This is a genomic window from Amycolatopsis sp. WAC 01375, assembly GCF_003947325.1.
Lineage (GTDB): Bacteria > Actinomycetota > Actinomycetes > Mycobacteriales > Pseudonocardiaceae > Amycolatopsis.
In genome coordinates this window covers 103,845-125,979 of record NZ_QHHW01000038.1, presented here as the reverse complement: position 1 = coordinate 125,979, position 22,135 = coordinate 103,845, and the positions used below count along the sequence as shown (strand labels likewise).

The 22,135-nt window shown below is 68.8% G+C and carries 18 protein-coding genes; 9 read left to right on the top strand and 9 right to left on the bottom strand.

The window, feature by feature from the left end:
• Positions 1–3: 3 nt before the first annotated feature.
• Positions 4–1,032: a 3-oxoacyl-[acyl-carrier-protein] synthase III C-terminal domain-containing protein gene (locus tag DL991_RS27670; protein ID WP_125787267.1), complete on the bottom strand. Its 1,029-nt coding sequence runs from the start codon at positions 1,030–1,032 to the stop codon at positions 4–6.
• A gap of 276 nt (positions 1,033–1,308) precedes the next feature.
• Entirely contained in the window at positions 1,309–2,352 is a 1,044-nt protein-coding gene (locus tag DL991_RS27665; protein ID WP_233599027.1) for a ParB N-terminal domain-containing protein, read from the bottom strand.
• Between the two features lie 482 nt (positions 2,353–2,834).
• Here DL991_RS27665 and pepN point away from each other — a divergent pair, with 482 nt between their 5' ends.
• Both pepN and DL991_RS27655 read left to right on the top strand, forming a co-directional pair.
• A complete protein-coding gene (pepN, locus tag DL991_RS27660) occupies positions 2,835–5,321 on the top strand; it encodes an aminopeptidase N (protein ID WP_125787266.1) in 2,487 nt (828 codons plus the stop codon).
• A 6-nt stretch (positions 5,322–5,327) separates the two neighbouring features.
• Positions 5,328–6,359, top strand: coding sequence for an FAD-binding oxidoreductase (locus DL991_RS27655; RefSeq protein WP_125787265.1), 1,032 nt, complete (start codon positions 5,328–5,330; stop codon positions 6,357–6,359).
• Between the two features lie 257 nt (positions 6,360–6,616).
• On the opposite strand, the gene DL991_RS27650 is transcribed toward DL991_RS27655, so the two are convergent.
• Positions 6,617–7,042 carry a VOC family protein gene (locus DL991_RS27650; protein ID WP_125787264.1) on the bottom strand — a complete coding sequence of 142 codons (426 nt, stop codon included), beginning with the start codon at positions 7,040–7,042 and terminating at the stop codon, positions 6,617–6,619.
• A gap of 85 nt (positions 7,043–7,127) precedes the next feature.
• Here DL991_RS27650 and DL991_RS27645 point away from each other — a divergent pair, with 85 nt between their 5' ends.
• Positions 7,128–8,486, top strand: a complete 1,359-nt coding sequence (locus DL991_RS27645) for a dipeptidase (protein WP_125787263.1) — start codon at positions 7,128–7,130, stop codon at positions 8,484–8,486.
• On the opposite strand, the gene DL991_RS27640 is transcribed toward DL991_RS27645, so the two are convergent.
• Positions 8,476–8,712, bottom strand: a complete 237-nt coding sequence (locus DL991_RS27640; RefSeq protein ID WP_233599026.1) for a hypothetical protein — start codon at positions 8,710–8,712, stop codon at positions 8,476–8,478. The two genes, DL991_RS27645 and DL991_RS27640, sit on opposite strands and share 11 nt — an antisense overlap.
• A gap of 186 nt (positions 8,713–8,898) precedes the next feature.
• Here DL991_RS27640 and DL991_RS27635 point away from each other — a divergent pair, with 186 nt between their 5' ends.
• A complete protein-coding gene (locus tag DL991_RS27635; protein WP_125787261.1) occupies positions 8,899–10,893 on the top strand; it encodes an AfsR/SARP family transcriptional regulator in 1,995 nt (664 codons plus the stop codon).
• Positions 10,894–10,896: 3 nt separating this feature from the next.
• Here DL991_RS27635 and DL991_RS27630 read toward each other — a convergent pair whose 3' ends face one another.
• From DL991_RS27630 to DL991_RS27615, 4 genes are read right to left on the bottom strand one after another with little or no spacing between them, the layout of a single operon-like run.
• The gene (locus DL991_RS27630; protein ID WP_125787260.1) at positions 10,897–11,592 is read right to left on the bottom strand and encodes an NIPSNAP family protein; all 696 of its coding nucleotides are present in this window, start codon (positions 11,590–11,592) and stop codon (positions 10,897–10,899) included.
• A gap of 27 nt (positions 11,593–11,619) precedes the next feature.
• A complete protein-coding gene (locus DL991_RS27625) occupies positions 11,620–13,824 on the bottom strand; it encodes a xanthine dehydrogenase family protein molybdopterin-binding subunit (RefSeq protein ID WP_125787259.1) in 2,205 nt (734 codons plus the stop codon).
• Positions 13,821–14,801, bottom strand: a complete 981-nt coding sequence (locus DL991_RS27620; protein WP_125787258.1) for a xanthine dehydrogenase family protein subunit M — start codon at positions 14,799–14,801, stop codon at positions 13,821–13,823. The genes DL991_RS27625 and DL991_RS27620 overlap by 4 nt, the downstream gene beginning before the upstream one ends.
• Positions 14,801–15,403, bottom strand: coding sequence for a (2Fe-2S)-binding protein (locus DL991_RS27615; RefSeq protein ID WP_125787257.1), 603 nt, complete (start codon positions 15,401–15,403; stop codon positions 14,801–14,803). Before DL991_RS27615 ends, DL991_RS27620 begins: the two co-directional genes overlap by 1 nt.
• A gap of 114 nt (positions 15,404–15,517) precedes the next feature.
• Here DL991_RS27615 and DL991_RS44045 point away from each other — a divergent pair, with 114 nt between their 5' ends.
• On the top strand, positions 15,518–15,766 hold the full coding sequence (locus tag DL991_RS44045) for a DUF1272 domain-containing protein (RefSeq protein WP_125787256.1): 249 nt from the start codon (positions 15,518–15,520) through the stop codon (positions 15,764–15,766).
• A 352-nt stretch (positions 15,767–16,118) separates the two neighbouring features.
• Here the strand turns inward: DL991_RS44045 and DL991_RS27605 are convergent, their stop codons facing one another.
• Positions 16,119–18,449, bottom strand: coding sequence for an immune inhibitor A domain-containing protein (locus tag DL991_RS27605; RefSeq protein ID WP_233599025.1), 2,331 nt, complete (start codon positions 18,447–18,449; stop codon positions 16,119–16,121).
• 224 nt (positions 18,450–18,673) lie between these two features.
• Here DL991_RS27605 and DL991_RS27600 point away from each other — a divergent pair, with 224 nt between their 5' ends.
• The 4 genes from DL991_RS27600 (at position 18,674) to DL991_RS27585 (ending at position 22,060) form a co-directional block, all read left to right on the top strand.
• Positions 18,674–18,910: a ferredoxin gene (locus DL991_RS27600; RefSeq protein WP_125787255.1), complete on the top strand. Its 237-nt coding sequence runs from the start codon at positions 18,674–18,676 to the stop codon at positions 18,908–18,910.
• 54 nt (positions 18,911–18,964) lie between these two features.
• The gene (locus tag DL991_RS27595) at positions 18,965–20,191 is read left to right on the top strand and encodes a cytochrome P450 (RefSeq protein ID WP_125787254.1); all 1,227 of its coding nucleotides are present in this window, start codon (positions 18,965–18,967) and stop codon (positions 20,189–20,191) included.
• A 110-nt stretch (positions 20,192–20,301) separates the two neighbouring features.
• On the top strand, positions 20,302–20,748 hold the full coding sequence (locus DL991_RS27590; protein ID WP_125787253.1) for a hypothetical protein: 447 nt from the start codon (positions 20,302–20,304) through the stop codon (positions 20,746–20,748).
• Positions 20,749–20,833: 85 nt separating this feature from the next.
• Positions 20,834–22,060: an amidohydrolase family protein gene (locus tag DL991_RS27585; RefSeq protein ID WP_125787252.1), complete on the top strand. Its 1,227-nt coding sequence runs from the start codon at positions 20,834–20,836 to the stop codon at positions 22,058–22,060.
• Positions 22,061–22,135: the final 75 nt, after the last annotated feature.

The window sequence follows — 22,135 nt, the reverse complement described above, 5'->3', positions numbered from 1 at the left end:
TGCCTAGACTCGGAAAATCGTGCAATACCAGCGCATACCGATGGAGATTCCGGCCAGCGCGACGAGATCCCCCGAATTCAGTTCGCCGCGATCGAGGTACGTCCCGAGCGCGACCAACTGATCCGCCGCGCCCATATGGCCGTGGTCGCTCGCCAGCTCGTGGTTCGTCCTGGCCAGTGGGAAATCGATCGAACCTGCGACGTCGGCGATGCCGTCCGGGTCATTGATGTAGATGAACCGGGCGAGATCTTCGCGCCGTACAGCTGCCCGGCGGCAGGCCCGCTCGACCACTTCGACGACTCGCGCGTTGAGCTGTTCGCCGAATTCCTGGAGCTGCCGGGGGTCTTTCCGGAAATGGGCCTGCACGCGTTCGGTCCCGCTCGGCGCGTTCGCACTCGACCACCCGGGTGGCGGTATCGGTGTGACGCTGCCGCCGATATCGGTGCGGAACCAGTCGCAGAAGTCGGAATCCGTGAACTGTTCGGTGGCCAGCCAGGTGGTGCGGTCATGGCCTCGGCGCAGCACCACGGCGACCGCGCCGTCGCTGTGCACGGCGTTGTTGACGTTCATCCGGTTGCGATGGAATTCGCTGACCCGGTTGACGGCGGTGAACAGCACCGTGTCGAGCTCCGGCTGGAGCGCCAGCTGCCCGGCGACGGCGCCGAGTCCGGTCACCCCGCAGGCGCAGCCTTCGGTCAGCAGCATCGTCTGCCGCTCCCGGATCTTCAGCTCCCTGGCGAGGGCGGCCGAGGAGTCCCAATACGGGTACTCCGCCAGTTCGGAATTGGCCAGTACCACCAGATCGACATCCGCGGGGTCCATCGCGACCCTGGCCAGCGCGGCGCGGGACGCCTCCGCCGCCAGCGCGGTCGACGTCACCCCGTCCGCGGCACGATGGAAGGTCCGATAACCCCACCGGACGACACGCTCCGGGTCCGTGACATAAGTGCCGGCGACGTGTTCGACGTCCTGGTCTTCGCCGAAGGCGTAACCGAAGCCGGCGATACCGAATTCGGCGAGTGGTGCTGCCATTTCTTCTCCTCTTGCCGAATCCGGTCGGCGACAGGTTTTCCGCGGAAATCATGAACCGATGTCGATGACGGCTTGATTCGAATCGATCGGGCGACGGCCGCTTTCGGCGATGACGGTCACTCGCCGAGGTCCGGTCCGATGGAATTCGCGAATAGTTCTCGGCCCCCATGGCGTGCTGCGTGGGAATACTGCCGCACACTTCGCCCTTCGACAACCGCTCGTCGTTCAACTGAGTTCCGATGCTCGGTTGAACACGTTGTCGTATTCACGGGCGGGCTACGACTTCTGTGAGCCGACTCGCTGTTCCAGTTGGTGCGCGAACTCGATCCACTCGTTGGCGCACCGGCGAGCCAGTGCGGCGAGGACGTAGACGCTGTGCGGTGGGACCGTGTCGACCAGTTCACGCCACTCCTCCTCGGCGATCACCCGGTGGACGAGCCAGCGCAGCGTCCGGGTACCGGTCTGGGCGAAGCGCAGGGACGGATCGCGCTCGAGGTTCCGAAGGACCGCGTTGCGCTCCTTCGTCGAGAGACGTTCGGTGTGGTCGTGAGCGGGCTGGCTGGTCTCGCGGCGCTCGGTGCGGCCGTCCCGGACGGTGCGTGGGCGGCGCGGTGGCACCGGGTCCTCGCCGCGCTGGATCCGCTCGCGCACATCACGAACGGTGGCCGGGGCGATGCCCGCCGCGCGTGCGATGGAGCGCAGTGACGCGTCCGGAAAGGCCGCGATCAGCCGGCTCGCGACACGTCGTCCGTCGGTGCTGTCCAGCGGGCGGACCTTCCCGTCGCGGCCGAGCCGGGCCGTTCCTTGCGGAAGCCCGTCGATCCGGCCGCGAACCGTGGCGACGGTGCGGGGGCCGAGTCCGGCGGCCGCGGCGATGGCGCGATCGGACCAGTCGGGGTGGGAGATGACGATGCGGGCGACCGCGGCCTCGCGGTCCGCGTACGACAACGGCAGGCCGTGCGCGACGTTGGCCTTGACCGCCAGTACGAACGCGTCTTCCTCGCTGCCGTCGAAGAAGACCACGTCGATGGTGTGCTGGCCGCGCAGGCGGGCCGCGCCGAGCCGGTGCATCCCGTCGATGATCCGCATGGTCGAGCGGTGGACCAGGATCGGCGGCAGCGCGCGATCCGGTTCGGCCAGCACCCGGATGTGCTCGGCGTCCTCACCGATCAACCGCGGCGAGTCCGCCGGTCGCAACGCGGCCAACGGAACGGCGCAGGTGACCTGGTCCGCCTTCGGATACTCGGTCGACGGTTCGTCCAGTTCTTTCGAATCAGCCGAATGCCCCTGGCTGGAGCCGTGGTCAGCTTGCCCGGTCAATGGGCACCCCCGTCGGGTTGTGGATGGCAAACCTGCGACTTACCCTGAATGAGTCCTGGCGCCCCGCCCCGATTACCGACTATCGACTCTTCGCTGTTTTCGGGCGTCGTCGCCTCAGACCTGAATTACGATTTGTGCGGCAGCACGAGGATGCAAAACCGTCGCCGACCGCGTCCCCCATTAAAATGTCCCCATTGAACCAGGCGTCGTTCAACTCATGAACTGCGTCATCACTGTTACCCTCCCCGTCTCCTGGTCAGAGGGTAGGTCGTCGATCGACCACGAACTAGGTGTTCAAGCGAGTTCCAGTGCGCCAAGGGGCCGCCGACGGAACCAACGGGCGGTCCGCGCCGCCCGTTCAACTGCTTCACAGGACGCGGTTGAGCGTCGAATGCGCTATTCGGCGGCTCGGAAGATTGTCTGCCCGGCGGCCGCCTGAGCTGTTCGGCGGCGGCGATACAGCTATTTGGAGGGTCGTGGAAATGCCCAGTCTCACGCAGGCCGAAGCGCAGGGGCGCGGCGCATTGCTGCGGGTACGTTCGTATCGGGTCGATCTCGATCTGACACTAGGGGACGAGATATTCCGATCGACCACGAGAATCGTTTTCGACGCGCGTTCCGAAGCTGACGGCACGTTCCTCGACGTGCGTCCCCGCGCGCTGCGCTCGGCGAGCCTCAACGGGCGTGAACTGGACGTCGCCGCGCTCGAGGACGGACGGCTCACGCTCACCGGCCTCGCCGATGAGAACGAGATCGTCGTGGTCGCCGATATGGCCTACTCACGGGAGTGCGAAGGCCTGCATCGGTACACCGATCCCGCGGACGGCCGGGTCTACCTGTACGCCTTCGTGTTCATCGACAACGCGCCCCGGATCTTCGCCTGCTTCGACCAGCCGGATCTCAAGGCGCCCTTCACCTTCACCGTCACCGTTCCCGACGACGACTGGCAGGTGCTCGGCAACGCACCGGCGACCAGGCTCGGCGCGGGGCGCTGGCGACTCGCCGAGACCGCGCCCCTGGCGACCTACCTCACCACGCTGGCGGTCGGTCCGTACGAGTCCTTCCACGCCGAGCACGACGGAGTGCCGCTGGGCCTGCACTGCCGGGCCTCGTTGGCCGACGGGCTCAAGGACGACATCGACGAGGTCTTCGAGATCACCGGGCAATGCCTCGACGAGTACGGGCGGATGTTCGGTGTGCCTTATCCGTTCGGCAAGTTCGACCAGGTCTTCGTCCCGGAGTTCAGCGTGCTCTCGCTCGACCACCCCGGTTGTGTGCTGCTGCGCGAGCTGTACCTGTTCGGCTCCGCCGTGCCGGCGAGCGAACGGGAGACCAGGGCCGTGGTCATCGCACACGGCCTGTCCCTGATGTGGCTCGCCGGACTGGTCACCAACACCTGGTGGGACGACCTCTGGCTCGGTCAGGCCTTCGCCGACTACATGGCCCACCGGGTCACCAGCGACGTCACGAGGTTCTCCGGGCCGTTGACCACGTTCGCCGTGCGGCGCAAGGCCCAGGCCTACGTCGCCGACCAGCGGCCGTCGACCCATCCGGTGAGCCTTGCCGGGCCGGACGTGCGGACGGTGTTGCTCGAACTGGACCGGATCTCCTATTTCAAGGGCTCCTCGGTGCTGCGGCAGCTGGCCGCCCGCGTCGGCACCCCGGCCCTGCGTGAGGGCCTGCGCGTCTACTTCACCCGCCACGCGTACGGCACGGCGACGTTCTCCGACTTCCTCGCCGCGTTGAGCGAGGCCACCGGAACCGATCTGACCGAATGGGCCCGGGTGTGGTTCTCCACCTGCGATGTCAGCACGGTGACCCCGGAGCTCACGGTGACCGACGGGGTGATCACGGCAGCCGCCGTGCGCCAGGACGTCCCGTCGGGCCACCCCGTGACGCGGCCGCACACACTGGACGTGGGCTGCTACGGCGACGAGTCCACGACGGTGCGGGTCGCGATAGAGGGCCCACGGACCGAGCTGCCGCAGCTGGTCGGCCGTCCGGCGCCGAAGTTCGTCCTGCTCAACGATGGCGACCTGACCTACGCGAAGATCCGCTTCGACGACCGCTCACGCGCCGCGCTGCCCGAGTTCCTTCCCCGGTTGTCCCCGGTCAACCGCGCCATGGTGTGGTGCGCGCTGCTCCTGGCGGTGCAGGACGGCGCCTACCCGGCCGCCGACCACCTCGACCTGGTGACCGGGATGCTCGCCGTGGAGCCGGAACCGTCCATCGTCGTCGAGGTGCTCGAACAGGCCCGCCTCGACGTCGCCGACCGCTTTCTTCACCCGGCGCGGCGGTCCGTCGCGCTCGCCGCCATCGCCGGCGCGATTCGCGACCGCATGGCCGAGGTCGCGCCATCCGACGAGATCTGGCTGTGCCTGTGCAGGGGGCTCGTCGAGTTCAGCGCCGACGTCGTCGAGCTTCGTGGCTGGCTGGACGGCACCCGGCTGCCCGCCGGGCTCGTGCTCGACGCGGATCTGGCCTGGCGGACCAGATACCGGCTCGCCGTGCTCGGCGGGCTTTCCGAGGACGAGATCACCGCGGCGCACCGGGCGGATCCCAGCACCCGGGGCGAGCAGTTCGCGGCGAAATGCCGGGCGGCCAGACCGGATCCGGCGGCCAAGAGCGCGGCCTGGGAGGCGATCCTCGGCGACACCGGGGTTTCGAGCTACGGCCTTTGGGCCCTGGCCGAGGGATTCTGGCAACCGGAGCAGGCAGAGCTGACCGCGGAGTACGTCCCGCGGTTCTTCGCCGAGATGCCCGCGGCCGCCAGGCTGCGGGGTGACCTCGTGCTGGACGTGCTGGTGCGGTTCCTTTACCCGCGTTACGCCGCCTCGCCGGAGACCCTGCGGCTGGCCGACGAGCTGCTGGCCCGTGCCGACGTCGAGCTCCCGCTTCGCAGACGGGTCGCGGACTTCACCGACGACCTGCGCCGGGCGGTGGCCGCCCGGTCCGACGGCACCGATTGAGTCGCCATGCGCGTGGGAATCGCCGGTGGCGGCGTCGCGGGCACGATGCTCGCCTGGCGGCTACTGCGGTCGGTGCCGCGGATCGCGGTCGACCTGTACACCACCCGGTCGGCCGACGGCGACGCGACCAGCGCGTCCGGCGGTCTGGTCCGCGGTTTCGAGCGGACCGCGCCGGAGTGCCTGCCGGCCGCGCGCAGCCTCGCGGAACTGCGCGGAGACCCCGCGCTGCGGACGGCGTCGGACTACCGGGAGGTCGGAGCGGTGTACCTCCTGCCCTCCGGAGCCGAAGTGACCGAGCCGCTCCGGGTGCTCGAAGAGGTGCTACCCGGCTCGGCGACCTTACTCACCGGCCCCGAGCTGACCGGCCGATATCCGTTCCGCGGCCTGCCCACCGGGGTGACCGCGGTCGTCGAACGGCACGCGGGTTACCTGTCGCCGGCCGGGTTGCGGGCCGCCGTGCTGGGCTGGCTCACCGACCGCGGTGCGACCGTCCGGCGGCTCCCGGTGACCACCGTGGGTCCGGGGCCGGCCCTGCGGCTGGCCGACGGCACGACCGCGGGATACGACGCGGTCGTGCTCGCCGCCGGCGCGTGGACGCCCGCCTTGCTGGCGGCGAGTGGGCTGCCCACCGGCGGGATGCGCGTCAAACAGATCCAGTACACCGTGTACGAGGGGCGGCCCGCCCGGCTGGGCGCGTTCGTATGGGAGGACACCGGCATGTGGGGCCGCCCGGCGGGTGACGCGGGGTTCCTGCTCGGCCTGCCGAGCGACCGCTGGGACGTCGACCCCTCCTGTCCGCGGCCGGACGCCGCGCTCGCCGAGCGGGTCGCGGAGGAGGCCCGCCGCCTGCTGGGCCATCCACCGGCCGCCCACTGTCCACATCGGACCACCGCGTCGTCCGACTGCTACCACGACCCGCCGGGCCTCGAACTACGTGAGGCGGGCCCAGGGGTGTTCACCTTCACCGGCGGCTCGGGCGGCGCCGCCAAGACCGTGGTCGCGGCGAGCCGGGTGGCGGCGGCCGCCTTGGTGCGCTGACCGGGTACACGGACCAACGCAAGACGGCCCATACGCCTCAGGCCGGCGGGGAGGGATGTTGCGAAAGCCACTTTCGCAACCTTGAACGTTGCGAAAGTGGCTTTCGCAACGGCGGTGGAGGCGGTCGTGAGGGGCAGGTCGAGTGGTTCGCGGTCCGGCGGTTTTCGTGCTGACTCGAGCAGGTAAGTACGTGATGGCCCCCTTCCTTGCGCTAGACGCAAGGGAGGGGGCCATCACGTACTTGAGGATATTGCCACTCACGACCCGCACGCCTCGTACTGGACCAGCTCCAGCAGCAGTCCGGCGGGCCTGGCCAGGTACGTGAAGGCGACCAGCATCCCGGGGCGGGCACCGGCGCAGGGCTCGCGGTCGACCATCGTGAACCCGGCTTCGCGCAACCGGTTCAGCTCCGGCTCCAGGTCGTCCACCTCGATGGCGATGTGATGCAGTCCGGGCCCGAAGCGGGTGAGGTGGCCGTCGAGTGCCGAGCCGGGGCCTGCCGGGGAGACCAGTTCGATCAGGGGTTGGCCGTCCCGTCCCGCCGGCTGCCAGAACTCGCACGCCACGCGATATCCGGCGGCGGTTCCACTATCCAGTTTGGACATTCCGAGCGCGGTCATGGCGGGGCCGAGAGCCGAGGGTTCTTCGGTCACGAGTCCGATGTGGTCGATTCCGAGCAGCATGGTCCGAGCGTAGCGCCGTGGCGTTCGATTTCACGCGCGGTTGACCGGCTCCTTTTCTCATCGGCCGCGCCGTACGATCCGGGTCATGACGACCAAGGACCTGACGGAAGCCGAATTGAGGACGGCCGTCGAACGGGAAATGTCCCGTGCGCGAGCCGATCTGGAAGATCTGGTCCGAATTCCCGGTATCGCCTTTCCCGAATTCGACCACGCGGAGGTGGACCGTTCCGCGGAAGCGGTGGCGGCCTTGGTGCACGGCTGCGGGCTGGACACCCAGATCGTCCGTGCCGGTGGCAGGCCGGCGGTCATCGGCCGCAGGCCCGCGCCGCCCGGCGCGCCGACCGTGCTGCTCTACGCGCACCACGACGTCCAGCCGCCTGGGGACGAGGCGTTGTGGGACAGCGACCCGTTCGAGCCGGTGGAGCGTGACGGCCGGCTCTACGGACGCGGCGCGGCGGACGACAAGGCTGGGCTGATGGCGCATGTCGTGGCGCTGCGGGCACTCGGTGACGCTCTGCCGGTCGGGGTGGTGGTGTTCGTCGAAGGCGAGGAGGAGTACGGCTCGGCGTCGCTCGCCGAACTGCTCCGGCTGCACCACGACAAGTTGCGCTCCGACCTCATCGTGATCACCGATTCGGCCAACTGGGACATCGGCGTTCCCGCGCTGACCACCTCGTTACGCGGAATCGTCAACTGTGTGGCCGAGATACGCACCCTGCACGCCGCCGTCCACAGTGGAATGTTCGGGGGAGCCGTCCCGGACGCGTTGACCGCGCTCGTCCGGTTGCTGGCAACGCTGCACGACGAAGCGGGCGACGTCGCGGTGGAAGGGCTCGAGACCGGCCGCGAGTCCACACTGGAGCTTTCGGCCGATCGGGTGCGCGCCGAGGCGGGGATGGTCGACGGTGTCCGGTTCACCGGCACCGGTTCGATAGCGGACCGGTTGTGGACCAAGCCGTCTCTGTCTGTTCTCGGTATCGACGCGCCGTCGGTTCTCGAGTCGGGCAATGCGCTCGTTCCGGTGGCGCGGGCGAAGATCAGCGCCCGGCTGGCCCCCGGTGACGATCCGGTCAAGGCCTTCGCCGCGCTCCGTGACCACCTCGAGGCCTACTGTCCTTGGGGTGCCGCGATCTCGGTCGACTTGGACGGTGGCGGCGCACCGTGCGTCATCGACACCACCGGGCCGCACTACGAAACGACCCGGTCCGCGATTCGCGCCGCGTGGGACGGGGTCGCGCCGGTGGAGATCGGCGTCGGCGGCTCGATCCCGGCCGTTTCGACGTTCCAGGCGGAGTTCCCGGACGCCGAGATCGTGGTGACCGGAGTCGAGGACCCGCATACCCGGGCACACGGCCCGAACGAGAGCCTGCACCTCGGCGAGTTCGCCCGGGTCTGCCTCGCCGAGGCGCTCCTGCTGAACGGGGCGGCCCGCCCTATCGGATGAGACGGCCGAGTTCGGCCGGATCCGCCGGGAAGACCGAGGTGTCGTAGTCCTCGATCATCGCGGTGACCGGGCCGTCGTACTCCGCCAGCCATTCGTCCGTGGCGTAGACGGCCTGGGATCGCTGGACCCGTTCCTGCTCGGAAGAAAAGGCGCGCAACAGGAAATAGCCGTTTTCGTTGTTCAGGGACGGGCCGTGCGCGACGACCGTGATACCCAGCCGCCGCATCAACGGAATGGTGCCCTCACGGCTTATGCGATCGAATTCCTCTCGGCTGCCCGGCTTTACCTTGAACAGTCGAATCTCCAGCAACCATGGTTTAGCGTTATCCATCCTGCACCTCACCCTCGGTATTCTCCGAAGGGCGAGTAGAGCACCGGAGAATGGTGGACGTCAATTAACGGCGAATCGAACGTGTCACCGGTCAGGTTCCGGTTCCTCGGCCCGCTCGAATTCTTCGACGGCGGGCAGTGGGTCTCGATCGGTGCCCCGAAGCAACGGGCCCTGCTGGCCGTCCTGCTGATCAACGCCAACCGCGCGGTGTCGGCGGATCAGCTCATGGCGGAGCTGTGGGGCGAGCGGCCGCCGCCGAGTGCCGCCGGCCTGCTGGCCGGGTACGTCTGGCGGTTGCGCAACGGCCTCGGCGATCCGGGAGGACGGATGCTGAGCACCAGGGCACCCGGCTACCGGCTCGTGCTTCCGTCCGGCGCGACCGATGTCGACGAATACGAGGGGCTGGTCGCGGCGGGCCGGAAGAGCCTTGCCGAGGGAGACCTGTCCTCGGCGGTCGCGGCGCTGACCGAAGGGCTCGGGATGTGGCGCGGGACGCCGATGGCGGACGTGGCGATGGTCCCCTCCGTCCTCGCCGAGTCCGCGCGGCTCGAGGAGGCGCGCCTGGCGGTGGTCGAGGCGCGGATCGAGGCCGAGATCGGGCTCGGCGGGCACGAGACGCTGCTGCCCGAGCTGAAGTCGATGGTCTCGCAGTTCCCGCTGCGCGAGCGGCTGCACGCACATCTGATGGTCGCGCTCCACCGGTCCGGGCAGCAGGCCGAAGCCCTTGGCGCGTACCGGGATCTGCGCAGGCTGCTGGTCGACGAACTCGGTGTCGAGCCGAGCAAACCGTTGCGGGAGCTGCAGGGCCGGATTCTGCGGGACGACCCGCTGTTGCTGGAGGCACCGCGTCGCACCACGACGGCGACCGCGGCCCCGCGGCTCGCCGTGCCACGCACCCTGCCTCCCGACGTGCCGGCCTTCATCGGCAGGGAACGTGAGCTGGCGTGGATCACCGCCCGGCTGACCGGCGGAGAGCAGCGCTGCGCCGTGCACGGCATGGCGGGCGTCGGCAAGACCGCCTTGGCGGTACACGCCGCCCACCGGGTGGCCGGGTCCTTTCCGGATGGTCAGGTGTATCTGGATCTCGGGGCATCCGCGACGCATGGCCCGACGCCGCCGGTCGACGCGATCGGACGGCTGCTCGCGGTGCTGGGCGTGCCGGCCGCGGACATCCCGCCGGACGAGGAAAGAGCCGCCGCGCTGCTGCGCTCCGCCTTGGCCGACCGTCGGGTGATCGTCGTGCTCGACGATGTCGCCGACTCCGAACAGATCCGGCGGCTGCTGCCCTCCGTACCGGGCTGCGCGGTGATCCTGACGAGCCGCCCGGCCTCCACCGCGGTGGACGGATCGGGCCTGCTTCGCCTCGGCAGGCTCCCGACGACGGCCGCGACGGCACTGATCCGCCGCTACGCCGGAGCTCCCCGGGTCGACACCGACCTCGCCGCCACCGTCCGGCTCGCCGGGCTCTGCGACCATTTGCCGCTCGCTCTGCGCATCGCCGCCACCAGGCTCGCGCGGCGTCCGGAATGGACGGTCGGCGAATTCGCCGCGCGGCTGGCCGATCCGATGCGCCGGCTGGACGCGCTGACCTGTGACGGGCTCAGCGTCCGCGACGGCTTGCGAGCAGGTGTCCGGTTGCTGCGCCGCGTCGCCGATCCGTTCGCGACGTGCGCCCTCGGCCAGCTCGGAGTGCTGGACCTGCCGGTCGTCTCGACGGCCGCGCTCGCGGCCGCGCTCGACATCCCCGTCGCCTTGGCCGAATCGGCGGCGGAACGGCTGGTCGACGCCGGACTCATCGAGACGGTGCGGATGGACCGGTACCGGGTTCCGGGGCTGGTGCGGCTGTTCGCCACCGACGAGTACGTCACGGCCGACGAGGAGCGCACGTCGACGCACCGCATCGTCGGGTACTACGAGGGCGCGGTGCGTGACCAGCTTTCCCGGCTCGCGGCGAACCGCGGCGCCGGGCTCGCGTGGTATCGCGAGGAATGCCTGACGTTGCGCGCGCTCGCCGCCCGGGCGCCGGGCACCGAGCTGCCGAGGCTGGTCAATCGGCTGTCGTCCGCGTTGCGGTGACGATCAGCGCAGCATCGACCGGTCGGTGGGGGTCAGCAGCAGCCGGTCGACGGAGTCCGGCAGGCGGGGCCGCACGTCGTCACGCCACTCGGGGAGTCCGGCGAGCCGCTCGGTGTGCTCGGCGTAGGCGTCCTGCCCGGGGAACGAGGCGAGCACGACGAGTACGTGCTCGCCTGTGCGGACCGGCAGCCCCTTGAAGTCGTTCTCCGCGTATTCGGTCCGCAGCAAGGCGAGCGGAGTCGCTCCGGCTTTCTCCATCAGCGGAAGGACGGTTTCGCCGAAGAACCGGACGTCATGCTCCTCCGGCGGCGACGGCAGATGGTAGATCGTGGCCGTGACCAACGACGAGGCGGGCGTGTCCCGCGTCGCGGGGTCGAGGCCGGCCAGCGCTCCCTGCCGGACCGGCCGCAGCAGCAGGACGTCGTCCGAGTCGATCATGGTGGCGTTGGCCGCCGCCGCGTTCGCCTTCCACGCCGGCCCCGTGTAGAAGCTCGTCAGGGCCTGAAGCCTGGCCGGCATGTCGGGGAAGCTTCGCAGCCACACGAAATGATCCGGGCGGTCGAGATCCCGGAACTGCCCCAGGACGCGCATCCCGGTGGCTTCCTGGGTCTCGACGAACTCCCGGTCGAACAGCTCGATCAGAACCTCGCGCTGTCCCGGGTGAAGCGTGTACTGCCGTAACTCGACAACATCCGTCACGCGAAGAACCCTAAGGCATCCGACAGGTCAAGTCTCCATCAGTTTGTCGAGGGTGATGGGGAGGTCGCGGACACGGCGGCCGGTGGCGTGGTGGACGGCGTTGCCGATGGCGGCGGCGATACCGACGGTGCCCAGCTCGCCGATCCCGCGGACGCCGAGTGGGTTGAAGACGGTATCGGGGTGGCTGAGGAAGCGAACGTCGATCGGTGGGACGTCGGTGCCGACCGGAAGGACGTAGTCGGCGAGGTTCGCGTTGGCGATGCGGCCGGTGTCCGGTTCGACGTGCGTGTTCTCCAGGAGGGCCTGGCCGACGCCGAAGATCACGCCACCGGTGATCTGGCCGCGCGCGGTCTTCTCATTGACGATCGCACCGGCGTCGATGACCGTTGTCACGCGTCGCAGGCGGGGTTCTCCGGTCCATCGGTTGACCGCGATTTCGCAGAAGTGCGCGCCGAACGAGGTGAAGGCGAACCGCTCGCGCTCAGGCCCCAGCGCCGTGGTCTCCGTCGCGTCGATCCCGGCGAGATTGACGACGCCGAGCAGGGTGCCGAACGCGATTCGCCGCCGTGGCCCGACGACGTCACCGCGTTCGTAGCGGACCTGGTCCCGGTTCAGCCCGTGGAAGGGGGAGCGTTCGTGTGTCACGGCGAGTTCGAGAAGCGCGCGCGTCGCGGACAGGGCCGCCGCGTGGACGGCCGGCGCGGAGCTCGCCGTACCCGCGGAGGCGAACGCGCCGGGGTTGTCGGCCAGCGCGGAATCGCCGAGAGCGGAGCGGACGCGGCCCACCGGGATACCGAGCGCGTCGGCACCGACCATCGCCAGCACCGTCCACATCCCGGTGCCCAGATCCGACGTCGCGGTGGACACCGCCGCGGTGCCGTCGGCCTGGAGCCGGACCTTTCCCGTGGTGCGGTACCGCGAGGCCGGATAGGCCGCGGTCGCCATCCCGGTGCCGATCAGCCATTCGCCGTCGACGACCGACCTGGGCACCGCGGCACGCCGTGACCAGCCGAACGCCTCGGCGCCGACGCGGTAGCACTCGTCGAGATGCTTGCCGGACCAAGGCACGCCGCGTCCCGGGTAGGTGGTGGCGTAGTTGCGCATGCGTAACTCGACCGGGTCGAGGCCGAGCCGTACCGCCAGTTCGTCCATGGCGGTTTCCAGCGCGAACGAACCGGCTTCCGGCCCGGGTGCCCGCATCGGCGTCTGGGGCGGGACGTCCAGCGTCACCAGGCGTTGTCCGACATGGATGTTGGGGGAGGCGTAGAAGTACCGCGAAGTGGTGTGCGGCGCCGCCTCGTAAAGGAAGCCGTCGCCGCCGCCCGACAGACTGGCGTAGGCGTCGTGCTTGACGGCGGCGAGGCGCCCGCCGCGGTCGGCACCGAGGGACACCGTCTGGGACATCGCCGAGCGGTGACCGGTGACGCCGAAGGTCTGCTCCCTGGTGAGCACGATCCGGACCGGTCGGCCGAGTGCCTTGGCCGCGGCCGCGGCGAGCACGGGGTGCCCCCAGGTGAGGATCTTGTTGCCGAATCCGCCGCCGACGTGCGGGCTGAGCAGGTGTACCCGGGAGGGATCCACGCCGATCGTGGCCGCGATCGTCCCGGCGAACAGCTGCGGAGCCTGTGCTCCGCTGTAAAGGGTGAGGTAGCCGTCGCGCCACACCGCGATGGCGGCGTGCGGCTCCATGGCGCTGTGGTACTCGATCGGCTGCGTGTAGGTGGCTGTGACGACCACCGGGCTCGCGCCGAGGGCTTCGTCGATGGACGCGACGCCGTCGGCGAGCAGGTCGAGCTGTGACGGCTCGCCGTTGACGTCGTCCGGCAGGGTGGCGCCGGGCATCCCGTCTCGCAACGACGTCCGTGCCGGGACGGCGGCGTAGTCGACGCGGACCAGGGCGGCGGCGTCGCGGGCTTGCTCGAAGGTTTCGGCGACCACCAGCCCGACGATCTGCCCGTGGTGGCGAACCTGGTCGTCCTGCAACGGAAGCCAGTTGTAGCCGATGCCGGATTCGGCGCCGCCGAACAGGGGGAGCGGGTTCGCGTGACTGTAGACGGCGAGCACACCGGGGGAGCGGCGCGCGGCGGTCGCGTCGACGGCGCGGATCGTGCCGCGCCCCACCGTGCTGAGCAGCAGGTAGCCGTTGGCGAGGCCATCGACCGGGTAATCGGCGGAGTACCGGGCTGCCCCGGTGACCTTGAGTCGTCCTTCGACGCGGGTGAGTGAGGTCATGTCCGGTCCGCCAGCTTCATCAGGGCACGGGTGATGGTGCGTCGCAGTAGCGGCACCTTGAACCCGTTGTGAGCCAACGGCCGGGCTCCTTCGGCAGCCAGCGCCGCGGCCTTCTCGACGACGTCGAGCCGCAGTGGCTTGCCGCGCAAGGCGTCCTCCACCGCGGCCAAGCGCCATGGCCGGGTGCCGACCCCGCCCACCGCGAGCCGCACGTCACGCACGACACCGCCGCGTACCAGTACCGCCGCCGCTGCCGAGGCGAGCGCGAACTCATAGGAGGACCTGTCCCGCACTTTCACGTAGGTCGACCGGTTCGCCCAGCCGAGCAGGGGCACCGTCACCTCGGTCACGAGCTCGCCCGGCCGTAGGTCGTTCTCGAGGTGCGGGGTGGTGCCCGGCAGCCGGTAGAACTCGGCGAGCCGGACGTCTCGGGAGCCGTCCCGGCCGGTCAGCCGCACCGAGGAGTCCAGCGCCACGAGGGCCACAGCGAGATCGCTCGGATGGGTGGAAACGCAGGAGTCACTGGTCCCCAGGACGGCGTGCGCTCGGTTGGCGCCCTTGATCGCCGGGCAACCGGTGCCGGGCGTCCGCTTGTTGCACGGCGTCGAAGTGTCCCGGAAGTAGCCGCATCTGCTGCGTTGCAACAGATTCCCGCCGATGCTGGCCATATTCCGCAGCTGCGGCGACGCACCGGCGAGCAGCGCCTCGGAGAGCATCGGATACCGCGAAGTCACCACCGGATGCACGGCCACGTCGCTCATCCGTTCCAAGGCCGCGATGTGCAGGCGATGCCGATCCGTCCACACACCGGTCAGCGGCAAGCGGCTGATGTCCACCACCCGGCCAGGCGTCAGCACTTCGAGCTTCATCAGGTCCACCAGCGTCGTGCCGCCCGCCAGGTAGGCCGAGCCCGGCGCGCCGGCGCGGTCGAGTGCCTCGGCCACGCTGTGCGTGATCGCGAAGTCGTACGGCCGCATCAGTCCGCCGCTCCCGCGGCCCGGACCGCGTCGACGATCCCGTCGTACGCGCCGCAGCGACAGATGTTGCCGGACATGAGCTCCCGGACCTGCTCGGCCGAGCGAGGACACCCTTCCCGGAGCACGGCGACCGCCGACATGATCTGGCCGGAAGTGCAGAAACCACACTGGAAACCGTCGTGATCGAGGAACGCCTGCTGCACCGGATGCAGTTCGCCGCCGCGCGCCAACCCCTCGATGGTGGTGACTCGCCTTCCGGTCACGGAGCCCGCCAAGGTCAGACAGGACAGCACCCGCCGTCCATCGACGTGCACCGTGCACGCTCCGCACTGACCGCGGTCACAACCCTTCTTCGTGCCGGTCAGCCGCAATTCGTCGCGCACGGCGTCGAGCAACGTCACCCGTGGATCCAGCCGCAGCCGCTCCATACGCTCGTTGACCCGTAACTCCACGTCGACGAGGCCGCTTCCCCCGGCGTCCGGCTCCGCGCCCGCCGCCTCCGTATCGGCGAGCTGCCCGCCGACCGCCAGCACCGCCGACGCCGTCGCGGTCCGCCCCAGAAAGCCGCGACGGGAGATTCTGCCCTCATTCGAATCGTCCATGCTCTGATCGGTCTGCACTGAACCTCCAGTAACCTCTCGGCGGCCGAGTCTCGTGGATCTCGTCCGGTTTCGATATCGCTCAGCTGAACAGCGGTCTCGGGTAGAGTTCGCGCCATGCTCGAGCTCAGGCCCAATTGCGAATGCTGCGATCGAGACCTGCCGCCCTCGGCGGACGCCCGCATCTGCACCTTTGAGTGCACCTTCTGCCCTGCGTGCACCGAAGGGCGCTTCGGCGGCGTCTGCCCCAACTGCGGTGGTGAGCTCGTGCGCCGGCCCGTCCGGCCAGAGGCCCTGCTCGAACGCCACCCGCCCTCGCCGCTGCGAGTGGTCAACCCGCACGCGGCCTGTTCGCCGGCGGGGTAGTTTCACGATCGGTGAGTTTGTACGTGGAGGACCCCTTCACGGCGCTGTTGCGGTGCACGTTTCCTCGCAGCCTGGTCCATGCTCGCGTCGCGAAAGTGGCTTTCGCGACAACATCCCGGCAGCGCCGGGCCTCACGTCAAGATTGACCCTCACTCGACCGGCCACACACCCCCGCCGACGTTGCGAAAGCCACTTTCGCAACCTTCAACGTTGCGAAAGTGGCTTTCGCGATACGCCACCTTTGCCTTACCTCTCAAGTAAAACGCGTTTGGCCCTAGCGACTCAAACTCTCATGATGGTAGCCGTGGCCATACCGTGAAAGTCACTTTCGCGACCCGCGACGCCGGCCGCCCTACTTGTGTCCGACACGCACCCGCATCGACGTACCGCTCTGCGACAGCACCCGGATCGTGGTCCCGGTGGCCGGGAGGGCCACTCCGGCGTTCGGCTGGTCGGGGAACAGGAACGTCCCGGTGTCGTCGAACAGCGGTACGGCGTTCCGCCCGCGGACGTAGCTGGGCTTTCCGTTGACGTGCAGGGTGAACGAATCCGCCTTGCGTAGCGAGAACGGCATGTCGTAACCGGCGATCCTGGACCGCCAAGGCGCGCCTTCGATGTTGTAGATCGGCTCGGGGTGCGCGTCGATCGGGAGGATCAGCCCGGAGCCGAGGTGTTCACTGGTGTTGTTGTCCATTTCGGACGTGTCCCAATAGGACACCACCAAGCCGGTCTGATACGGGAAATGCTCGACGAAAGCGGGCCGGTCCGGGAACCCGAAGTTGTAGGGGCCCGTGCGCAGATATCGGCCGTAGGACTCGTAGGTGCGGTTCGACGCGAGGTAGAAGTTGTCGAACAGCCGGGTCTCGGTGGCGGCCGCCGTCCGGAAACCGTCGAGGGCCCAGCCATTCGCGCCGTTCTCCGCTCCGTCGGTCAGCAACGGCGCGCCGTCCGCGGTGATGGTGATGTCGTCGGCGAAGAACCCGCTTCGTGCCAAAGCGCCGTCGGTCCGATACTGGAATCGGAGCAGGGCCTTCCTGCCCGCGATCGAGTCGAGCGGCACGTCGATGTCGACCCAGTTCCCTCCCGTGGTGCTCGACAGTGCCGGCAGCCCACTGAAATCCCGCTGGAACGGTGCGCCGGCGGCGAGGCCGTCCACCGCGGTCCACGTGACGCCGCCGTCGGTCGATACCTGCGTGTAGAGGAAGTCGAAGTCCGGCTGGATGTCGTAGCGGGCCTTGAGCGTCAGTGACGCCGAGGTCTTGCCGGTCAGGTCGAGCGGACGGGTCATCGTGGTGGACAGGTTGTTGCCCTTGGTGCTCCACCACTGGTTCGGACCGGTGAACGGCTGTCCATGGTGGAACGTCTTCGGCTTGTCCGGCAGCACGACCACGACGGCCTGGGCCTTCGCCGAGTTGTATTCGTGCGGGCCGAGGTCGACGGTGCGGGTCTGACCTGCCACCACGACCTCGTAGTCCAGCCAGCCGAGCTGCAGCTTGGACCACGCGTCCAGGTCGTTGATGCGGGTGCCGATGACCTCGCCGGGTCCGGACACGCGCTGCTGCGCCATCGGCGACCACCAGCTCACGTTGTTCGCGCCACCGTTGGTGTCGTACAGGTCGGGCAGGCCGAGGTCGTGCGCGAACTCGCGGCAGAACACGCTGATACCGCCGTTCTCCGGCTGGACGGTGTAGTTGCCGACCCAGATACCGCTGTCACCGATCTGGGTGCCGCCTCGCGGGTTGCCGTCCGGTCCAGTGGTGGTGTTGGCGAACGCGTAGGCGCTGTGGCTGTAGATCGCGTCCTCGCCGTGGAGGGGATCCGCGTCGGCCTGGTCGGCGCCGGAGTGCACGATCTGGAAGTGGTCGAGGTAGCCGTCCGGTTCGTTGAAGTCGCCGTCGCGGTCGAAGTCGTCGCGATCCCAGACGTCGAACGTGGCAAGCTGCGCACGGATCTGCGCCGGTGTCCGGCCGGCGGCGAGTTGCCCGCCGTACCAGGCGTTGACGGCGTCGGTCACCAGGTCGAAGGAGTTGGCGCAGACGACGCCGGCGCACGGGAAACCGTTCGACCGCCCGTAGCGGGCCTCGTTGAACGGCACAGTGGTCCAATCGGTGACCATACCCTCGACCGAGTATCTGCCTGAGGACTGCTTTCGGTAATAGGCGGCTAGCGAGTCGGCGCCGGGGGCGGTGGAGAAATACAGATCCTGGTAATGGCGGCGGTCGTAGTCCGGTTGCCAGATGGTGGTGTTGTTCGTTCGCCGGTCGGGCTCGGGGATCTGATTGTGCCGCGGACCGTCGAAACGTACCGGGCCCGGGATGGCCGGATCGGTGTCGACGTCGGGGTAGGACGGATGCCGCTGGTCGCCGAACTCGGCGAGTACCACGAAGATCCGGTCGGTCGATTCCCTGGCCAGCTCGACGTACTCGTCGACGGGGCCGCCCGTCCTGACCACGGTGCTCGCGCCCCGTCGCTCGGCGACTTCCTTGCCCTTCAGTACATCCGCGATCCCTTGCTGCCGCAGCTTCCGGCGTTTCACGTCGTCGGGGCCGGGCAGATCATCCCCGCCGCGGGCTTCGGCGGCGGCGGTGGCGGTGGCGGGCGCCGCGATCGCGGCCGGAGCGCCCGTCGTCGAACCGGCGACCAGGGTGGAGACGCACAGGGCGGCACAAAGTCTTCGTAACAAAGGAGATCCCCTCTCGAACTGACTCGTGAGTGGCGATTCGTGTGCTGACCCTGACTACCACTCACGACCACCCCGACCAACCGTCCTCTGGAGCCATAACCGCTCAAGCGAGAGAACACCTTGCGCCACAAGACGTTCCCGTGAACGATCGCCTCCTTCGTTCAACTGGTTCCGGAGCGGCAGTTGAGCGCTCCAAGGCGCCGTTCGATTCCAAGGAGACTGACATGACCGAGAGCGGTCGCCGCTGGCGGATCCTCGTGGACCAGGACCGCTGCATAGGTTCCGGGGTGTGCGTGGGAGACCTTCCGCACCGGTTCCGGATCGTCGACGACAGGTCACAGCCGGTCGACGTCGAGATCGGTGCCGACGACGAGGTGCTCGCCGCGGCCGATTCCTGTCCACGGGAAGCGATCCGCGTCGTGGACGTGGCGACCGGTGAGGTACTGGCACCCCTCGAATGACCGTGGCTCGACCAAGATACCGTGTCCGGCCCGCCGGACACGTGGAGGATGTTGATGCAAAGCCGTCGAACGACGAAGGTCGAAAGACTCTCGGCCGACTTCGTCCAGGATTCCTACACGTTGTACGCGCGGTTGCGGGAAGCGGGCCCGCCCCGGGAAGTGCTGATGCCACACGGTATCAAGGTGTGGATGGTGACCCGCTACCGTGACGCCCGCGCCCTGCTGTCGGATCCGCGGATCAGCAAGGACGGACGGCGGGTCAACGAGCTGTTCGCCCGGCACGCCGAGTCGCCGGACAAGACCCCCGCGGCGGTCGACGACGAGCTGGCCGCGCACATGCTCAACAGCGATCCGCCGAACCATGTCAGATTGCGAAGACTGGTCGGCAAGGCCTTCACCGAACGCCGGGTGAAACTCCTGCGGCCGCGGATCGAGGAGATCACCGAGGAACTGCTCGACCGGATGGCCGGCGCGCGGGAGGCGGAACTGATCGAGGATCTGGCCGCCCCGCTGACCATCACGGTCCTCGCCGAACTGCTCGGCGTGCCGCCCGAGAATCGCGAGGTCTTCCGTGCCTGGACGAACACGCTCGTCGGGGCGGACCACACGCCGGAAGAGGTCGCCACGGCTTCGGCGGCGGTGGCCAGGTTCACCGAGGACCTGATCGACGCGAAACTCGCCGATCCCGGCGACGACATGTTCAGCGCGCTGGTACTGGCCACCGAGAAGGGGGACAGGCTCAGCAAGGACGAGCTGGTGGCGATGGTCTTCCTGCTCGTGGTGGCCGGGCACGACACCACGTTGAGCATGCTCGGCAACGGGGTGTACACCTTGCTCCGCCATCCGGACCAGCTCGCCAGGCTACGGGCGGACCCGGCGTTGCTTCCCGCCGCGGTCGAGGAACTGCTGCGGTACGAGGGTTCGGTCAGTCTGGCGACGTTCCGGTTCACCACCGAGGACATCGCACTGGACGGCGTGACGATTCCCGCCGGCGAGATCGTGGTGGTGGCGCTGGGCTCGGCGAACCGCGACGCGGAGAAGTTCGAGCACGCGGACAGCCTGGACATCACCCGCGGGCTCGGCGGTCACCTCGCCTTCGGCCATGGCATCCACTACTGCGCGGGCGCGCCGCTGGGCCGTCTGCAAGTGGAGATCGGCATCGGCGGGTTGCTGGAACGGTTCCCGGACCTCGCGCTGGCGGCGGAACCGGAGCAGCTCCGGTGGAAGACCAGCACGATCATGCACGGCCTCGTCTCGCTGCCGGTCTCCCTGCACGGCTAGGCGCTGTCCTGCAAGACCCGCCCCGCCGCGAAAGGCCCGACAAGCCTTCGCCGCGGGGCATCGGCGTCTTCGGGCGCCGATGCCCCCTGACCGCGTGATACCGTTGCGGAATGGGCGAATTCGATTTCCTCGTAGGCTCGTGGAATGTCCTCAACCGCCGTCTGACAAAGCGGCTTGCCGGTAGCGACGATTGGGTCGAATTCACGGCACCCGCGAAGAGTTGGAGCCTTTTCGAAGGAAAGGCGAACGTCGACGAAATCGTCTTTCCCGACGGAGTGCGGGGACTGACCCTGCGGTTGTTCGATCCAGTGGCCCGGAAGTGGTCGTTGAACTGGTCCAGCAGTGACACCGGGCGGCTCTTCCCGCCTGTCATCGGCGAGTTCACCGATGGACGCGGCGTCTTCTACGGCGAGGACGCCGAGGGTGATACGCCCGTACGGGTCCGGTTCATCTGGTCGGACGTCACCGAGAATTCGGCCCGCTGGGAACAGGCCTTCTCGATCGACAACGGTGAGAGCTGGGAGGTCAACTGGATCATGACCTTCAACCGTGCCTGACGATCATATTTCCGCGAGCGGCGATCCGCGGTGCGCAATCGTCACCGCGTGACCGAACCGGCCGCGGTCTGCTTCTCTGGCCCGCATGCAGCAACGCATCGAAGCCTCCCAACTGATTCCCGGACGCGGCACGCCGACCATGGACGCTGTCGTGATCGTCGAAGGCGACAGGATCCGCTACGCCGGTCCACGCGACGGGGCGCCGGCCACACCCGGCGCCGACGTCACCCGTGGGCATACCGTGATGCCCGGAATGTGGGACTGTCACGGGCATTTCATGGGCCTGCGTAGTGCGGACCTGCACGATCTGATGCACGAGCCGATCGCCTTGCGGTCGGCTCGGTGCGTATCGGACCTGCGGGCCTGCCTCGACTCGGGCTTCACTTCCATCCGCGAGGTCGGCGGTCTCGGTATCCACTTGGTCCGCGCGGTCGCCGAGGGCACCATCGAGGGACCGACGATCTACAGCGCGGGCACGGCCTTGTCGACCACCGGTGGACACGGCGACGTGCACGGCTTCCCTGTTCCGTGGATCAACGACTTCGGCCACCTCGGCGGGGAACTGCGGCTTGCCGACGGACCCGCCGAGTGCGCGCGGGCCGCCCGTGAACAGCTGCGCAACAACGCGAAGCTGATCAAAGTGTTCGCCTCCGGCGGAGTTCTGTCCGAAGTGGACCATCCGCATCATCAGCAGTTCACCGACGCCGAACTGGCCGCGATCGTCGAGGTGGCGGGACAGGCCGAGCGGGTGGTCGCGGCGCACTGCCACGGCAAGGCGGGCATCATGGCCGCGCTGAAGGCGGGTGTGCACACCATCGAGCACGGCACCTATCTCGACGAGGAAGCCGCCGCGGCGATGCGTGAGACCGGCGCGATCCTGGTGCCCACCCGCGCGATCATGCACCTGCTGCTCACCAGCGATCTGCTTCCCGCCTACGCCAAGCGAAAACTGGAAGAGGTGGCCGGGCGGCATCTCGACGCGATCGCCTTGGCCCGCGAGGCGGGTGTCACCATCGCGCTGGGCACCGACCTCGCCATGACCGGCCCCGACCGGCCCACCCAATGGGGGAAGGGCGGCATCGAGCTTTCGCTGATGGTGAAGAGCGGTGCCACCCCGCTGGAGGCGATCGAAATGGCCACGGCCACCGCACCCGCCACCCTCGGACCGCAGGCTCCGCGCTCCGGACAGCTGCTGGCCGGCTACGACGCGGACGTGCTCCTGCTGGACGCGGACCCGGTGCTGGACATCGACGTCCTCGCCGATCCGGCGCACGTGACCGATGTCTGGAAGTCCGGCCGTCGGGTGAAGTGAAGGCAACAACGGCCGTAGAACCCGAGTACATCGAGAGAACACTCGCGGCGGCGATGGTCTCGGTGACGAAGCCCC

What these genes read in the sequence shown, in the direction of transcription:
- DL991_RS27670 (WP_125787267.1), bottom strand. Translation starts at nt 1,032, where the DNA reads ATGGCAGCACCACTCGCCGAATTCGGTATCGCCGGCTTCGGTTACGCC.
- pepN (WP_125787266.1), top strand. Translation starts at nt 2,835, where the DNA reads ATGCCCAGTCTCACGCAGGCCGAAGCGCAGGGGCGCGGCGCATTGCTG.
- DL991_RS27655 (WP_125787265.1), top strand. Translation starts at nt 5,328, where the DNA reads ATGCGCGTGGGAATCGCCGGTGGCGGCGTCGCGGGCACGATGCTCGCC.
- DL991_RS27650 (WP_125787264.1), bottom strand. Translation starts at nt 7,042, where the DNA reads ATGCTGCTCGGAATCGACCACATCGGACTCGTGACCGAAGAACCCTCG.
- DL991_RS27645 (WP_125787263.1), top strand. Translation starts at nt 7,128, where the DNA reads ATGACGACCAAGGACCTGACGGAAGCCGAATTGAGGACGGCCGTCGAA.
- DL991_RS27640 (WP_233599026.1), bottom strand. Translation starts at nt 8,712, where the DNA reads ATGCGGCGGCTGGGTATCACGGTCGTCGCGCACGGCCCGTCCCTGAAC.
- DL991_RS27625 (WP_125787259.1), bottom strand. Translation starts at nt 13,824, where the DNA reads ATGACCTCACTCACCCGCGTCGAAGGACGACTCAAGGTCACCGGGGCA.
- DL991_RS27620 (WP_125787258.1), bottom strand. Translation starts at nt 14,801, where the DNA reads ATGCGGCCGTACGACTTCGCGATCACGCACAGCGTGGCCGAGGCACTC.
- DL991_RS27615 (WP_125787257.1), bottom strand. Translation starts at nt 15,403, where the DNA reads ATGGACGATTCGAATGAGGGCAGAATCTCCCGTCGCGGCTTTCTGGGG.
- DL991_RS44045 (WP_125787256.1), top strand. Translation starts at nt 15,518, where the DNA reads ATGCTCGAGCTCAGGCCCAATTGCGAATGCTGCGATCGAGACCTGCCG.
- DL991_RS27600 (WP_125787255.1), top strand. Translation starts at nt 18,674, where the DNA reads ATGACCGAGAGCGGTCGCCGCTGGCGGATCCTCGTGGACCAGGACCGC.
- DL991_RS27595 (WP_125787254.1), top strand. Translation starts at nt 18,965, where the DNA reads ATGCAAAGCCGTCGAACGACGAAGGTCGAAAGACTCTCGGCCGACTTC.
- DL991_RS27590 (WP_125787253.1), top strand. Translation starts at nt 20,302, where the DNA reads ATGGGCGAATTCGATTTCCTCGTAGGCTCGTGGAATGTCCTCAACCGC.
- DL991_RS27585 (WP_125787252.1), top strand. Translation starts at nt 20,834, where the DNA reads ATGCAGCAACGCATCGAAGCCTCCCAACTGATTCCCGGACGCGGCACG.